This is a genomic window from Pedobacter sp. Leaf170, from assembly GCF_920984665.1.
Lineage (GTDB): Bacteria > Bacteroidota > Bacteroidia > Sphingobacteriales > Sphingobacteriaceae > Pedobacter.
Genome location: NZ_CAKLBP010000002.1, coordinates 331,489 through 347,718 on the forward strand (window position 1 = coordinate 331,489; position 16,230 = coordinate 347,718).

General features: G+C 35.8%; 16 protein-coding genes. 8 read left to right on the forward strand and 8 right to left on the reverse strand.

What is annotated here, in order from left to right:
* The first annotated feature begins 1 nt into the window (after position 1).
* From LUA90_RS06460 to LUA90_RS06480, 5 genes are all read left to right on the forward strand, one after another.
* Positions 2 to 553, forward strand: coding sequence for an inorganic diphosphatase (locus LUA90_RS06460; RefSeq protein ID WP_231458761.1), 552 nt, complete (start codon positions 2 to 4; stop codon positions 551 to 553).
* Between the two features lie 71 nt (positions 554 to 624).
* Complete coding sequence (locus LUA90_RS06465) at positions 625 to 1,980, forward strand: hemolysin family protein (RefSeq protein WP_231490708.1); 1,356 nt, start codon at positions 625 to 627, stop codon at positions 1,978 to 1,980.
* Between the two features lie 8 nt (positions 1,981 to 1,988).
* Positions 1,989 to 2,693 (forward strand): 16S rRNA (uracil(1498)-N(3))-methyltransferase, encoded by a 705-nt coding sequence (locus tag LUA90_RS06470; RefSeq protein ID WP_231490640.1) that lies wholly within the window; start codon positions 1,989 to 1,991, stop codon positions 2,691 to 2,693.
* Positions 2,694 to 2,764: 71 nt separating this feature from the next.
* Positions 2,765 to 3,400, forward strand: coding sequence for a DUF4159 domain-containing protein (locus tag LUA90_RS06475; RefSeq protein WP_231490641.1), 636 nt, complete (start codon positions 2,765 to 2,767; stop codon positions 3,398 to 3,400).
* 2 nt (positions 3,401 to 3,402) lie between these two features.
* Positions 3,403 to 3,903 (forward strand): acetyl-CoA carboxylase biotin carboxyl carrier protein subunit, encoded by a 501-nt coding sequence (locus tag LUA90_RS06480; protein WP_231458765.1) that lies wholly within the window; start codon positions 3,403 to 3,405, stop codon positions 3,901 to 3,903.
* Between the two features lie 46 nt (positions 3,904 to 3,949).
* On the opposite strand, the gene LUA90_RS06485 is transcribed toward LUA90_RS06480, so the two are convergent.
* Positions 3,950 to 5,608, reverse strand: coding sequence for an SUMF1/EgtB/PvdO family nonheme iron enzyme (locus tag LUA90_RS06485; protein WP_231458766.1), 1,659 nt, complete (start codon positions 5,606 to 5,608; stop codon positions 3,950 to 3,952).
* Between the two features lie 246 nt (positions 5,609 to 5,854).
* Between LUA90_RS06485 and LUA90_RS06490 the strand changes: the two genes are divergently transcribed.
* The 3 genes from LUA90_RS06490 to ispF all read left to right on the forward strand — a co-directional run bounded on the left by LUA90_RS06490 (position 5,855) and on the right by ispF (position 10,358).
* Entirely contained in the window at positions 5,855 to 8,440 is a 2,586-nt protein-coding gene (locus LUA90_RS06490; RefSeq protein WP_231490642.1) for an AsmA-like C-terminal region-containing protein, read from the forward strand.
* Positions 8,441 to 8,639: 199 nt separating this feature from the next.
* Positions 8,640 to 9,830: a type IX secretion system outer membrane channel protein PorV gene (porV, locus tag LUA90_RS06495; RefSeq protein ID WP_231458768.1), complete on the forward strand. Its 1,191-nt coding sequence runs from the start codon at positions 8,640 to 8,642 to the stop codon at positions 9,828 to 9,830.
* Between the two features lie 48 nt (positions 9,831 to 9,878).
* A complete protein-coding gene (gene ispF / locus LUA90_RS06500) occupies positions 9,879 to 10,358 on the forward strand; it encodes a 2-C-methyl-D-erythritol 2,4-cyclodiphosphate synthase (RefSeq protein ID WP_231458769.1) in 480 nt (159 codons plus the stop codon).
* A gap of 57 nt (positions 10,359 to 10,415) precedes the next feature.
* Here the strand turns inward: ispF and LUA90_RS06505 are convergent, their stop codons facing one another.
* From LUA90_RS06505 to LUA90_RS06535, 7 genes are all read right to left on the reverse strand, one after another.
* Positions 10,416 to 11,285: a pirin family protein gene (locus LUA90_RS06505; RefSeq protein WP_231490643.1), complete on the reverse strand. Its 870-nt coding sequence runs from the start codon at positions 11,283 to 11,285 to the stop codon at positions 10,416 to 10,418.
* Positions 11,286 to 11,330: 45 nt separating this feature from the next.
* Complete coding sequence (locus LUA90_RS06510) at positions 11,331 to 11,861, reverse strand: YceI family protein (protein ID WP_231490644.1); 531 nt, start codon at positions 11,859 to 11,861, stop codon at positions 11,331 to 11,333.
* A gap of 173 nt (positions 11,862 to 12,034) precedes the next feature.
* Positions 12,035 to 12,625 (reverse strand): Crp/Fnr family transcriptional regulator, encoded by a 591-nt coding sequence (locus tag LUA90_RS06515; RefSeq protein ID WP_231458772.1) that lies wholly within the window; start codon positions 12,623 to 12,625, stop codon positions 12,035 to 12,037.
* 13 nt (positions 12,626 to 12,638) lie between these two features.
* Positions 12,639 to 12,797: a FeoB-associated Cys-rich membrane protein gene (locus LUA90_RS06520; RefSeq protein ID WP_231490645.1), complete on the reverse strand. Its 159-nt coding sequence runs from the start codon at positions 12,795 to 12,797 to the stop codon at positions 12,639 to 12,641.
* Positions 12,798 to 12,940: 143 nt separating this feature from the next.
* The gene (locus tag LUA90_RS06525; RefSeq protein ID WP_231490646.1) at positions 12,941 to 14,128 is read right to left on the reverse strand and encodes a hypothetical protein; all 1,188 of its coding nucleotides are present in this window, start codon (positions 14,126 to 14,128) and stop codon (positions 12,941 to 12,943) included.
* A 155-nt stretch (positions 14,129 to 14,283) separates the two neighbouring features.
* A complete protein-coding gene (locus LUA90_RS06530) occupies positions 14,284 to 15,108 on the reverse strand; it encodes a type 1 glutamine amidotransferase (protein WP_231490647.1) in 825 nt (274 codons plus the stop codon).
* 7 nt (positions 15,109 to 15,115) lie between these two features.
* Positions 15,116 to 16,216 (reverse strand): carboxylate-amine ligase, encoded by a 1,101-nt coding sequence (locus LUA90_RS06535; RefSeq protein WP_231458777.1) that lies wholly within the window; start codon positions 16,214 to 16,216, stop codon positions 15,116 to 15,118.
* Positions 16,217 to 16,230 lie beyond the last annotated feature (14 nt).

Below are 16,230 nucleotides of genomic sequence, written 5' to 3' on the forward strand. Positions count from 1 at the left end.
AATGGCAAAAGAAGAAAACCACGCTTGGCATAGCGTATCACCTGGTGCAAACGTACCTGAAATTGTAAATGCAATTATAGAAATTCCAAAAGGCTCAAAAGCTAAATATGAAATAGATAAAGAATCTGGTTTAATTAAGTTAGACAGGGTTCTTTTTTCATCAGTAATGTATCCGGCTAACTATGGTTTTATTCCACAAACGTATTGTGATGATAAAGATCCATTAGATATTTTGGTGCTTTGCTCTGTAGATGTTTACCCAATGACGGTTATTGAAGCTAAAGTTGTTGGTGTAATGCACATGGTAGATAATGGCGAGCAGGATGATAAAATTATCGCTGTTGCTAAAAACGATATGTCGGTAAATTATATCAACGATTTAGATGAATTGCCGCCACATACAATGAAAGAAATTGTTCGTTTCTTTCAGGATTACAAAGCATTAGAAGAAAAAAATGTAACTATCGAGCATTTGCTTGGCGTTCGTTATGCACATAAAGTAATTAGAGAAAGTATAGAACTTTATAATACAACATTTAGAGAATTAGCATAATGGATTTACCCACGGTCTGTTTGTTTTTAAATTTAAAGTTAAGCGCAATCCTTCCATCAACAAACCTGGCGATGGTTGCCTTACAGGAAACTGATGAAACTTCAGTAGGATGGCGGTTATTTTTTGCTCTATTTTTGGTGCTATTAAATGGATTTTTCGTTGCCGCAGAGTTTGCAATCGTTAAAGTTCGGGCATCACAAATCGAAATAAAAGCAAAATCGGGCAGTCGAGTTGGCAAAATGGCCAAAACCATTATTCATAATTTGGATGGTTATTTAGCCGCAACACAATTAGGTATAACGCTTGCATCACTTGGTTTAGGTTGGGTTGGTGAGGGTGTTATGCATACCATTTTCAAAAATCTTTTTGATAGTTTGCAATGGGGATTTAGTGATGCTACAATCCATACGGCATCTACTATTGTAGCTTTCTCGCTTATTACCATTATGCATATTGTATTTGGTGAATTGGCTCCAAAATCTTTTGCAATACAACGTCCTGTAGCAACAACACTTTTTGTATCTGTTCCGCTACAGATTTTTTATGTAGTGTTTAAGCCTTTCATCTGGACATTAAACAGCCTTGCAGCTGTTATTTTGAAGCCATTTGGTATCGATACTTCAGCAGGACATGAATCTTTGCACAGTTCTGAAGAGCTACAATATCTGCTCGATCAAGGTAAGGAGAGTGGTGCATTAGATAATAACGAACACGAGCTCATCAAAAATGTATTTGATTTTAATGAGCGTGTTGTAAAAAACATCATGGTTCCACGAACCAAAATTTCGGGTATCGAGCTTTCTTCTTCTAAAGAGGATGTTATTGATAAAATCATTAAGGAAGGCTATTCCCGTTTACCTGTTTATGATGAAATTATGGACAAGATTGTTGGTATTATCCATGCCAAAGATATTTTGCCATTGGTTGCATCAGGTAATCAGCATTGGACATTGAACGACATTATACGTAAACCTTATTTCGTTACAGAAACAAAAAAGATTAACGATTTGATGAGCGAGCTGCAAAGTAACCGCATACAAATTGCGATTGTTTTGGATGAGTTTGGTGGCACTGCCGGAATGGTAACCCTTGAGGATATTGTTGAAGAACTTGTAGGCGAAATTCAGGATGAGTATGACGAGGAAAAACCTTTGGTAGAAAAAATTGCAGAGAATGAATTCATTGTAAATGCTTTCGCTACGGTGTACGATGTGAACGAACATCTGCCTCACGATTTGCCGGAAGATGAAGACTTTGATACTATAGGTGGATTAGTTTCTCACGTGTTTGAGCGTATTCCTGAAGTTGGAGAGAGTAATGAATCTTATGGGTATTTGTTTACCATCCTTAAGAAAACAGAACAAAATATCGAAACCGTTAAGTTAGAATTGGTTATAAACGAAGATGATATGGTTGATAATCATTAATTTCAACTATGAATATTTTTTATACCCCTGATATATCTGATTCTTCTTACACACTTAACGAAGAAGAAAGTAAACATTGTATCAGGGTTTTAAGATTGCCGGTTGGTGCTATTGTTTACCTTGTTGATGGTGTGGGCGGTTTTTTTACAGCCGAAATTACATCCGATAATCCAAAAAAGGTTACGCTAAAAGTTATTAGCGCCGAAGCCGAGTACGGTAAAAGAAACCATTATCTGCACATCGCAGTTGCACCGACTAAAAATATCGATCGCCTTGAATGGTTTTTAGAAAAGGCTACTGAACTGGGTATCGATGAAATTACGCCGATTATTACCGATAGATCTGAACGTAGAGTAGTCAAAGAAGATCGCTTAAATAAAGTTATTACTTCGGCGGTTAAGCAATCCATAAAGGCTTATCACCCAAAAATGAATGAAGCCCTTTCTTTCGATTCTTTAATGAAGCAACCGTTTGAAGGAAACAAACTGATTGCTCATTGTATTGATAATGCAGATAAAAAATACATTTCAGATTTAGTAAGTCCTTTTCAAAAATATTTAGTATTAATTGGTCCGGAAGGTGATTTTACACCTAACGAAGTTGAACAAGCTTTGAATAAAGACTTTAAACCCCTAACTTTAGGTAATAACAGATTAAGAACAGAAACTGCAGCCCTTGCAGCCTGTTTCGAAATCAATTACCTAAACCGATAGTTAGTTTGAAATTTTCAAAAATCAATTTCCAATTTTCAAAAATAGCAAGGTTGCTATTTTGCTTCGGCGTTTTGTCATTTATCCTTAGCCTTTACTCATTTTCATCACCACCATCTTATCGAATAGCTAAGTTAAAGTACAATGGCGGCGGAGATTGGTATGCCGATAGAACAGCACTTCCCAACTTAATCGCTTTTTGTAATGCTAATCTTAAAACTAATTTTTATCCTGAAGAAAGTATTGTAGAAGTTGGCAGTAAAGAACTTTTCAACTTTCCTTTCGTTTATATGACGGGGCATGGAAACGTTGTTTTTAGTGACCAGGAAGCTAAAAATTTAAGACAATATTTAGTTGGTGGTGGTTTTCTTCACATCGATGATAATTATGGTTTAGATAAATTTATTCGGCCACAGATGAAAAAGGTTTTTCCTGAACTGAGTTTTGTAGAGTTGCCGGCAAATCATGCTATTTACAATCAAAAATTTAAATTCCCTGGTGGATTGCCAAAAATCCATGAACATGATAATAAAAGGCCTCAAGGTTTTGCATTAATTTTTAAAGGAAGAGTTGTTTGTTATTATACCTTTGAGTGTGATTTAGGCAACGGTTGGGAAGATTTTGGAACTTACCCTGAGGATACGCAGGAAACTCGCTCCAAGGCTTTAAAAATGGGCGCTAATCTTATTCAGTACTCTTTAACTCAGTAATTATGTATAAAATAAAAGTTAACGATAATTTTCAGTTTGAGCTTGAAGAAAAAGCAAGTGATTTTTATTTAAATGGCTCAAAATTAAATGTTGATGTAAGTGATACAGCAGCTAATGCAACTAATATTATTTACAACAACAAATCTTTTAACGCAGAAATTGTTGAGCTTAACAGAATGGATAAAACATGTACCGTTCGGGTTAATGGAAATAATTATTCACTCAAGGTTGAAGATAAATTTGACCAATTGTTAAAACAGCTCGGTTTAGACAACATCGCATCAGCTAAAATAGCCGAAATTAAAGCACCAATGCCAGGGTTAGTTTTAAGTGTTGCTGTTAAAGAAGGCACGGAAGTAAAAAAAGGCGACAACCTTTTGATATTAGAAGCCATGAAAATGGAGAACATTATTAAATCTCCAACGGATGGTATCGTAAAAAAAATAGCGGTTATACAGGGCGATAAGGTCGAAAAAAATCAGGTGCTCCTGCAGTTTAAATAAAGCTTATAACAAGAGAAGCCCCGATATTTTCAGGGCTTCTTTTATATTATCTCTTAGGAGGATTAAAAGCTTTTGGCTTCGTTTGTTTAAAGTTTCGCTTGCCAGCCGTACTAATTTCCGGCGCTCCAAGCATCGTCATTGCACAACGGAAACCTACTTCTGCTGATGCTTCATCTTGTTGTAAGAAACGACGCGTTGCCGGATTTAACCAATAAGCCATATCATTCCATGAACCACCTTTATAAACTCTTGATTTATCGTTTACCAATGAAATACCTTCATCGTTAAGCAATTTGTTTTGTCTGTCGCGATATCCACGCTCATCAGCCTGATAAGAAGTTACCATTGCAGTTGGATCTGGAGATTTAGCAATTGAATCTGCTCTTTTTGCTAAAGCTTGTTTTTCAGCCCATGTTAATTTTTTACCCGAGTAAGCATTTGCTTTAATCGGCTTGCCATATTTATCTAAAGCAATTTTTCCATTTGCCGCATCAGCAAGCTGCTTATCTTGAAATTGGTTACCACGATAAGGATTAAAAGCTTCAGCATCAGTAAAAGTACCTGTACGATAAACATCATTAACCCACTCATTTACGTTTCCAGCCATATTAAATAAACCGAAATCGTTTGGTGCATAATAGCGAACAGGTGCCGTTAAATCAGCCTTATCATTTAATGAACCGCCAACACCCATATAATCGCCAGGTGCTCTTTTAAAGTTGGCCTGTACTAAACCTCTGGTTTTTTTTGCCGCAGAGCTAACGCCAAGGCCATTCCATGGATAAATTTTATTCTGACTAATGTTTTCGTATTCTGTATTTCCAATTAAACCTAATGCTGCATATTCCCACTCGGCTTCTGTTGGTAATCGGTATGGTTGCATAATTACACCATCTTCTAACGTTGCGTTTCTGGTTGGTACTGCGTTACCACCTCTTCCACCAGCTGCACCCACAGATGCGCCAGCTTTAGCATTATAGTCTTTTGGTGCATTTTTACCTTTATCATCATACTGACCGTTTAAGTAAGCATCAGTATTAAAAGGTTTATCAGGTCTGGCTGTTGCAGCGGCAGTAGTTGTATTACCTCGTGCAGGGTTATTTCCCTGAGCCAATGTTTTGTAATCCGTTAAAATACCTTTTTGGCGAAGAATGTATTCGTTAGCCTGAGAAGTTCTCCATTCGCAAAAACGCGATGCTTGTTCCCAACTTACACCAACAACCGGGTAATCTCTATATGCCGGGTGTCTTAAATAATTATCAACGTATGGTTCGTTGTACGATAGCGCACGGCGCCACACCAAAGTATCAGGTAATTCATTGTAATAAAATTCTCTGTCTTCCGGATAGCTCGTTCTTATCCAATGCAAATATTCAAGCCAATCCGTATTTGAAACTTCCGTTTCATCCATGTAAAAAGAAGGTACAGTTACTTGTCTTTTGTAATTGTAAATATTTGGTTCAACCCCTGCAACCTCAATTGCACTTCCACCTACAACCAAAACCCCACCTTCAATAGGAATTAAGCCGGGTCCGGGGGCACGCTTGTATTGAGATGCTACAGTAAAACTGCCATAAGTTTTGTTGTTCTTATCAGCATAAGGAATACCAGTTTTACTGGATACGCCTCCTTTGTTTCCACCGCAAGAAGATAGAAGGGCTACAGCAGCAAGGCAGGTTAAAGAATATAGTAATTGTTTTTTCATATGATGCAATATCATGAATATGAGCTTATTCAACTCGTAAAATTACGGAATTTTAAATGATTTCGTAAAATTTGTGTTAATAAATATAGTAGATGCTTTTTTTAATGCAAAACGTATTAATAATCAATGTATTGTGTTTTGTTTAAAATATTTAGATTAAAGATTTCTGTCTGCAAAGGGGGTATAAATTGGTGTGCTTATTGCCTTATACGATTTTCAAATAAATTAGTTTAAAAGGTTTAGGTTATGTTTAAAAAGGTATTAATTATAGTTTTTTCGTTATTTATATTGTTATTCGCTGCCGCAGCTGCCATTCCAATGTTTTTTAAAGAGGAAATTGATGCGAAAACCAAATCCAGCATTAATAAAAACGTAAATGCAAAGGTTAATTATAAAGAACTTGATTTATCTATAATATCTTCATTCCCCAATGTGGGCATTAAAATCAACAATCTATCTATAATTGGTATTGATAGTTTTTATAAAGATACACTTGCAAATGTTAAACAACTTCAATTAAATGTTAATTTATGGAGCGTTTTAAAGGGCGATACATACCAGATTAATTCTGTTAATTTAAATGAGCCAAATATATTAGTTAAGGTATTGAAAAATGGTGTTGCCAATTGGGATATCATGAAACCAGATTCTGCAAATTTAACGACCGACTCGTTAAAAAGTACTTTTAAGGCGGCCTTGCAAAAATATTCTATAGAGCAGGGTACAATAACTTATGATGATGCATCGCTGGGTTTATACATGAAATTAGATAGTTTAAACCATAGCGGAAAAGGTGATTTCACGCAGGATTTATTCACGCTGGATACGCAATCAAAAATTGAAAAACTAACGGTAAAATATCGCGGAATTCCGTATTTAAATGGCGTTAAGTTAGATGCTGAGCTTCCTGTTGAGATAGACACTAAAAATATGAAGTTTACTTTTGCCGATAATAAAATAAAGTTGAATGAACTCCTTTTATCGGCAATTGGTTATTTGGCCATGCCAAATGAAACCGATATGGTTATGGATTTTAAATTTGATGCAAAAGAATCTGAGCTTAAAAATTTCTTGTCGCTAATACCATCTATTTATGCAGCAAATTTTAAGGATTTAGAAGCAACAGGCAAATTTTCGATGAATGGAAACGCAAAAGGCATTTATAATGAGAAATCCTTACCAGCCTTTAATGTTAATCTACTTGTAGAAAATGGTAAAATAAAGTATCCTTCATTACCTTCAGCAATTAATAATATTCAAATCAAGTCGCAAATCAGTAATCCAAATGGTGTAATTGATAATACAGTTGTTAATGTTCCTTCTTTTCATTTAGAATTTGGACAAGTTCCTGTTGATGGAAAACTTTTGCTAAAAAATCCGGTCTCCGATCCATTTATTGATATGGCATTAAAAGGGAAATTAGATTTAAAACAATTAACTGCAATTTTTCCAATGAAGGATATGGTGTTAAGCGGTATTTTAGATGCTGATGTTAAGGCCGCCGGTAGAAAATCATCAATAGATAAGCAACAATACGAAGCGTTTAAAGCATCTGGACAAATTATTGCTAATAACTTTAATTATGCCGGCAAAAATGTACCAATGCCTGTAAGTGTTCCGTCGGCAAAACTAATATTTAGCCCAAAAAATATCACACTAAGTAACCTTATTGCAAAAATTGGAAGTAGTGATTTTGCCGCTAATGGTTCGCTTAACAACTACCTGAGTTATTTCTTTAATAAAAATCAATTATTGCAAGGTAGCTTCAACATGTTATCCAATCTGGTAAATGTTAACGAGTTAATGGGACCAAAAGTAACTGGGGCTACACCGGCATCAAATGAAAGTAAGTTAACCGTATTCGAAGTTCCGGGAAATATTAATTTCAATGTAAACGCAAAAGCAAATAAAGTAATTTATGATAATTACGATATCACCAATGCAATCGGAACATTATTGGTGAAAGATAAGACCATAACTTTTAAAAATATGGGCATGAATATGCTTGATGGCAAATTAAGAATGGATGGAACTTACGCCACCATAAACCCAAAAAAACCAAAAGTAGATGTTGATTTTGGTATCGATAACATGAATATTCAAAAAGCCTTCCAGGCTTTTAATACTGTGAAATTGTTGGCGCCGGTTGCAAAATATGCGAAGGGTACTTTCTCCACTGATTTAAAATATAATTCGGATTTAGATGAGCACATGAAACCGGTGTATTCAACAATAAATGCAGAAGGCTTAACAAATATTATTCAGGCAATGATTGATGGTTTTGAGCCATTAAATAAATTGGCGGCATCCTTAAGTTCAGATAAATTTAAAAAACTGGAGCTTAATAATGTGATTACAAAGTTCAAAATAAAAGATGGAAGACTGAATGTAGCTCCATTTGATATTAAAAAGGATGGAATTGTGATGAATGTTCAAGGCTCAAACGGTATAGACCAAACCATGGATTATAACCTGGGTTTAAATTTGCCAAGGGCGATGCTAGGCGCTAAAGCAAATGAAACCGTAAATGCAATGCTTGGAAAATTAAACAGTAAAGCTGGCACAAACGTATCTGTGAGTGATAACGTTAAAGTTAACGCTGTTTTAGGCGGAACATTTTTGAAACCAACCATTAATCTAAAATATGGCATTGCCGATGCAAAATCTACAGCTAAGGAAGCCATTACGAATGTTATAGCTGAAAAAAAGGCAGAATTTCAAACAAAAGCACAGGCGAAATTAGACACGGTTAAGGTAAAGGCTACAGAAAAAGTTAAAGATGCAATTGCAGATAAACTAAACAATCTATTCAAGAGAAAGACAGTTAACTAGTTGCTAATTTAGCTCGTTATCATCAAGAAAATTGTTCAAAAAATGTGCTAGATCATATTTGTAAAAAATCGTAGATTTAGTTAGTATAATTTTCAAAAAACGTAAGTTTACTGTAAAATATAATTTGTGTAATTACGTTTGATGATTATATTCTTTAAAAGTATTAACTTACCTGAAATCTTAAATACATACCCTAAGGATGAATTTCAAGTACATTTGTAAACTTGCAGTTTCTGCATTATCTGCAGTTTTGGTATTTGGCAAGTCGAATGCGCAGGTAACAATAGGTAATACACAAACTAATGGTAGTGAATCAAATAACATCATTACTGCTGTCCCATTTTTACTAATCACACCCGATGCCCGGGCTGGAGCTATGGGTGATGCGGGTGTTGCGATTACCGGTGATGCAAATGCTGCAAGCATAAACCCTGCTAAATTAGCTTTTCTTGAAAAACCTTATGGTTTTGCACTTTCTTACAGTCCTTGGCTTAAAAGCCTTGTGCCAGATATTAACCTGGCTTATGTTAGTGGTTTTTATAAATTAGATGATAGAAATACGATTGGCGCATCATTAAGGTATTTTTCATTAGGTCAGATTCAGCTTACAGATATAAATCAGCAAGATTTAGGTATTTCAAATCCAAATGAGTTGGCTTTTGATGTTACTTTTGCCCGCAATTTTGGCAAGGAGTTTTCATTGGCATCTTCATTAAGGTATATATATTCTAATCTAGCTTCCGGACAATTTTCTTCAACCGGACAAGTGAGGGCAGGTAATGCATTAGGAATTGATGTTGCCGGATTATATAAAACACCAACAACAATGTTTGGTAAAAATGCGATAGTATCTGCAGGCGCAAATATCTCAAACATTGGTACAAAGATGAGTTATTCTGATGGCGGCGAGAACTATTTTCTACCTACAAATTTTAAACTTGGAGGCGCTTCTACAATAGAAATTGATGATTTTAACACATTTACCTTAGCCTTAGATTTTAATAAACTGTTGGTGCCTACACAGCCTATCTACGATTTGAATAACAATATCGTTAAAGGAAAAAATCCTAATCGTTCGGTTCCGGCAGGTATTTTTGGTTCGTTTAGCGATGCACCTGGAGGTTTTAGTGAGGAACTTAAAGAAGTTGGAATTTCTACCGGATTTGAATACTGGTATAATCAGCAGTTTGCCATACGTGGAGGCTATAATTACCAAAGTCCGCAGAAAGGTGACAGCAGATATTTCACACTTGGCGCAGGTTTAAAGTATAATGTTTTTAATATTGATTTTGCCTACCTTATCGCTAATGCTCAAACCAGTCCTTTGGCAAATACTTTACGTTTCAGCCTTTTATTTAATTTTGGCGATAAAAAAGCCTCGTTCAAATAATAGCGTTTCGAAATATTTTGGCAACTTCGTGCCTTATTTAAAATTTATATGAAAATCAGGGTAGGCTTTGGATTTGATGTTCACCAACTAAAAGATCAACATCCTTTTGTGGTTGGTGGCGTAACGCTCGAACATGATAAAGGCGCATTCGGTCATTCTGATGCTGATGTATTGTTACACGCCATCTGCGATGCATTATTAGGCGCTGCCAATTTGAGAGATATAGGTTTCCATTTTAAAAATACAGATGATAGATGGAAAGGGATTAGCAGCTTAATTTTGTTAAAAGAAACCGTTAAGCTTTTAACGGAAAAAAATTGGCAAGTGGGTAATATTGATGCAATGCTCTGCCTGGAGGCGCCAAAAATAAATCCTCATATACCAGCCATGCAGCAAAATATAGCTGAAGCAATTGGCATTTCTACTGAAGATATTTCAATTAAAGCAACAACTAACGAGCAAATGGGCTTTATTGGTAGGGAAGAAGGTGTTGTTGCTTACGCAGTGTGTTTAATAGAGCGGCAATAGCAAAAAAAACCGACAGATATTAGCTTGCCGGTTCTTAAAATATAAACTTAAACCTTATTATTCTTCCAGATAACCAAATTTGCCTTGGTTGTAATCGGCAATTGCCTGATGAATCTCCGCTTCGGTATTCATTAAAAATGGCCCATACTGATGAATTGGTTCATCAATTGGTAATCCGCTCAATATTAAAATAACAGAATTTTCTTGAGCTGTAATGGCAATGTTTTCACCCCCATTTTTGAAATAGGCAAAAGAATTGGCATTTACGATTTGGCTACCATTTATAGTAACTGAACCTTCAATAACCAAAAAACCAGTATTGTACGCTTTAGGGAATGCAAAATCTGCGTTACCTCCTTTATTAAAGCGAGCATTGTACACTTCAATTGGCGTAAATGTACTTGCTGAGCCTTTAACACCTTTATATTCACCAGCTATCACCTCCACTTTCCCGCCATAATTAGCCAGATTAACAAGGGGCATATCAGTTTGTTTAATTGCCTGATATTTTGGTGTGCTCATTTTATCCTTAGCAGGTAAATTAACCCAAAGTTGTACCATCTGGAATGGTCCACCCTTTATGCTATACTCCGCTTCGTGATATTCTTTGTGCAAAATACCGCTGGCTGCTGTCATCCATTGTACATCTCCCGGATATATAACGCCGCTGTGCCCGGCACTGTCATGGTGCGCAACCGCTCCATGGTAAGCAATGGTTACCGTTTCAAATCCGCGGTGCGGATGAACACCAACACCGCGGGGATTTTTTCGTGCAGAGAATTCTATTTTAGAGCCATAATCCATTAAAAAAAATGGATTCATATCAATTTTATATCCGCTAGGGAAAAAATTATGTACTCTAAAACCATCGCCAACCATATGTGGTGCTGGCGCATTTAATACCTCTGCAACTTCTCTCTTTTCCATATCAGGAATAATTAAGATTCGTTTTACCGAATATTTTTTAAGCGATTAAGCTTGCTTAACAAACTGTAATTCGCCTAAAATTCTAACTTCTTCACTTACCATTACACCTCCTGTTTCTAAGGCTGCATTCCAGGTTAAACCAAAATCATTACGATTAATTTTTCCGCTTAACGTAAAACCTGCTTTAGTATTTCCCCACGGATCGGTAGCAATACCACCAAATTCTGCTGTTAATTTTACGGGTTTAGTTTCACCTTTAATGGTTAAATCTCCTTTTAAAATATAATCATCACCATCTTTTTCCATCGATGAAGATTTGAAAGACATAGCCGGAAATTGTTCAGCATCAAAAAAATCAGCACTTTTTAGGTGATTATCGCGGTCTGTGTTTCCGGTATCTAAAGAGCTGATGTCTCCGTTAAATGAAATTTCTGCCCGCTCAAACTCGTCACCTTCTGAAGTTAATTCTGCCGTAAAAGATTTTAAATTACCAGTTACGGTAGTAATCATTAAGTGCTTTACTTTAAACTGTAATTCGCTGTGGGTTGGATCTAATGTCCATTTTGTAGTTGCCATATCTTTGTGTTTTGATTATTAATATTTATAACACAAATGTAAGGCGAGGGCTTGGGTTTGAAATTGATGTATGGTAACTAATTAATGATTGAGTTATTGAACGAGAGCATTATTGAAAGGCTGAATATCTATTAGCTACCATTCATTAAATTAAAAATTCTCTGCTTCTACATTTAACTTGTTCTGAAATGTTTATTGGCTAGTTCTTTTCTAACCCTGCTTAAAGACTCTGGCGTTATGCCCAGGTAAGAAGCTATCATCCATTGCGGTACACGCAAAGTTAGGTTTGGATATAATTTGATAAAATCAAGGTATCTTTCTTCGGCAGTTGCGCTTAAAAGCATGTTGATGCGCTTTTGCATAAAACGAATAGAATTGTTTAGCAATCTGTTGTGCATGGGCTGTAAACAAGGTACTTTTATTGCAGCCTGTTCCATAAAATCATAGGGCATAATTACAACCTCGGTATGCTCAATTGCATCTATAAAAAACACCGAAGGTTCATTATTCATGCTGTTTCTATCAGACATGAGCCAGTTTTCTGGTGCAAACTGAAGTATATGTTCTTTCCCTTTAGAATCGATGGAATAAGCCCTTAATAATCCTTTACAAACAAAAAAACCGTATTTTGTAATGTCGCCTGTATATTGAATGATTTCGTTTTTATCGAACTTCTTTATTTTTAAATCAGCAGAGATGCTGTCGAATTGATCATCTGTAATTTCTATTTTCTCTTTGAGATAATTTCTAAACTGATCAATCATAAAAGGGATTGGATTATTTTTTTACAGGTTTAATGTCAGAAAAATCTATGCTACATTTGCAATTACCACCGCAACCATCTTTTTTAACTTGCAAAGATTTATAAACCAAACGGCCAACATATACTAATGCAATAGCAAAAAGTAAAAAGACTAAAATCGTTTGAATGTTCATAACACAAATATAGTATGATTTTGCATCTCTGAATTCAGTTTAATGTAAAATGATGGTTGAGCCGCAGATTTACAGATTGCCATTTTCTTTTATTAAGACATTAAAAAAAATGCAATGCGATTAAAAATCTGTGGCTAATAAAATTATTGCTCCATGAAACCCACTGTTCCGCCAACCCAATCAAAATCTGCATTATAGCGAACGCCAATCATTTTGCCTCGGCTTAAGCGTGCTAAATTTAAGCAAAGCTGAGGTTCTCCACCATCGGGCCATAAGTACATCATTCTAATTTCTGCTTTTACGCCGCCGTCAGGCGATTGAACTACTGGTTCGTAACTTACTTTACGTTGTAAAATCCAGTTTTCAGGGTCTGCAATATTTTTTATATCAGTTTCTGAAACATCAATGATTACACCCATGCCGGCAAAAGAAAATAATGGTTTTAATACATAGTTTTCTAAATCTGCAGGAATAGACGTTACTTCATTTAAAAACCTGGTTTCAGGTACAAATTCACTTTTTAGAAAAGGCATGGTGTATTTACTGATTCTGTAAAACCAGTTTGGATGCGTCACCCATTCTACATCAAGTTCTTCGCGAGGGTCGAAACTGTTTTTAAAAATATCGGTATTATCTGCTACTTCATCAAAAATTAATCTGTTGTAAATTCTTTTTAACTGAATTTGCTTCCCATCTTCTTCGTAGAAAAGTTGTTTACCAATCTTCTTTATATCTTCTAAAGCCAAGATTTTAATGCCTAACATTTTCTGCGTCACAAAAAAATCTATTGCAGTTTTTTGATTGCGTGCATCAACATCCATTAAAGCTACTTCGTGTGGCTGATGCTGGCCAATTATAACTTCCTTAAAAAGTTCGATATATTTATCTTCATCAAATCCATTTAAGAAATAATTCAATGAATTATCAATGTTGTAGTTTTTTTTGAAGGTTTTGGCCAGGTGTGTTTGAAAACCATATAAAGACGGAAAACCCTGCATTTCAATAAGCATTGGAGTAAGTGCTCCTGCGTTATTCTTACAAATTCCAAAATCGAAAGTTAAAAAATGCGGCTGCTCGTTTTCATTAGGCACATTCCAGTTTTTTGGAATAGCGTTTTCTGTTAATGCCTTAAAGTTAGGCTGTTTAATTAGTTTGATGATTTCTTCGCCTGCGGCGATTAACTTTTCTTTTAAGTCCTTAGGTATAAATATTGGCGTTTCTGCAACTCTAAATGGAATTTCGGGATATCCTTCTTGTAAATCAGTCAAAAAGTTTTGATACTTTTCTTCAGTAAATTGCTGATTAAAATTTTGACGTTGATCAGGTATCATAATTTAGTATTTTAATAATATCGTCATTGCGAGGCAGGAAGCAATTTTGTTCTGATTAAGTAGCTAAACATTTAAGATCGCTTTCCCGAAGTGTCGGGATTAACTGTGCCTTGCAATGACGACCGCATAGAAAAGAGAGTTAGTGAATTAATTTTCTAGGCCTCCTGTAAATTCCCTATTGCTTTGTTTAAGAAATTTGGAAGAATAACGCTTTGTGTGAGTACAATTCTATCCGGGTCATCTAAACTATTTAGCATGTCGAAATATTTTGCTTCGCCATGGGTATCAACAATGGCCTTTTTCTTTTCATCTTGTAGTAAATACATCTTCATGCCAATGGGATCAGCTTCCGGATGAAATTGAGTGCCAATGATTTCTTCGGTGAAACGAATTGACATCATGCAACGTTCCAGATCAACATGTTTACGCTCTTTTTCGATTGCTAACAATTTTGCTCCTTTTGCATTAAAAGCATCCAGATTAGGTTCGATTACCTGCCAATCTCTACTATCAACAGAATAGAAAGGGTTTGTAATTCCATCGAAAATTTCATCCTGCTCACCATCATTTGTCAAAGTGATAGGGAAAATACCAAAAGCGTTTGAACGCCTTTCGGTTACATTACCCAAATTATATTTTCTACAAGCCAATTGAAAAGAGTGGCAAATTAAGAAAGCATATTTCTTTTCTTCATTAGCTGAGTTAAAATTCTCAACCTGATCTAAAAGATTAAAAAAATCATTCTCCCATTTTTCACCCTTGCTTTCTATTGGGCTTCCCGGACCACCGCTAGAAATGTAAGCATCGTAGTCAATGCCCGGAATTTGTCCTTTTTGTCTTAAATCAAAAATATCGAATGTTAAATTGATATTGTTTTCAGTTCTAAACCGGGATAAAATTTCCTGTATTCCCCGCATGCCCTGATTTGGAGCGCCGTTATTCATATCAATAACAGCGACCCTTAAGCTCCTTTTATCCATAATAATTTTACTTTGCGCCTATAAGTGTCTGTGTGGTAATGTAATCTACCACGGCCTCAAAGTTACCGGTTTGTTCGTAAACTGCCAACTGTCTGTCTGCACCTGTACCGTGTTCTAAAATTTTATGTACATAATTAAGGTCTTCTCTGCAACCTAAATCATCAACAACATCATCTACAAAATCTAAAAGTTCTAAAACCAGATTTCGGCAATTTACCTCCATCTCTTTACCAAAATCAATTAAATTTCCATCTATTCCATATCTTGCAGCACGCCATTTGTTCTCGTTGATTAAGGCACGGGAGTAATTTATGAAAGTCATGTTTTGCAAACGCAGTTTATACAGCTTGGCGCAAAGTGCCTGAAACAGGGCCGTAAAAGCCATCGTTTCATCAATTAACATTGGGCAATCGCAAATTCTAAATTCTACCGTATCAAAAAATGGATGTACACGAATATCCCACCAGATTTTTTTTGCATTATCCATGCAACGGGTTTTAATCAGCAGTTTAACATAGTTATCATAATCTTCTATGCTGTTAAAAATATCAGGAATTCCGGTGCGAGGGAATTTATCAAAAATCTTAGTTCTGAAAGATTTGTAACCGGTATTTCTCGATTCCCAAAAAGGAGAATTTGTAGACAATGCAAAAACATGGGGAAGGAAATACCTTACCTGGTTTGCAATGTGTATGGCTAGCTCACGCGATTGAAACCCGACATGAACGTGTAGACCAAAGATTAAGTTTGAACGTGCAGCTTCCTGCAGTTCGTTAACAATTTCATTATAGCGGGGATGTTCTGTTATCAATTGTTTTTCCCAATGAGAAAATGGGTGAGTTCCGGCGGCACCAATACGTAAGCCCTGCTCGCCTGCAAGCTGCGATACCGTATAGCGTAATTGCGAAATTTCCTTCCGGGCTTCGGTTGTTGTTTTGCAAATTCCGGTTCCGACTTCTACAACAGCCTGGTGCATTTCTGCTTTAACCTGGTCTTTATGTATTTTTTGTGCCGCCTCAACAATTTTTTGGTCGTGCGAGGTAAGTTCCCTGGTAACGGGATCAATTACCATATATTCTTCCTCTATACCAAGCGTAAATTCGTTCATCCTGATGGTTATTA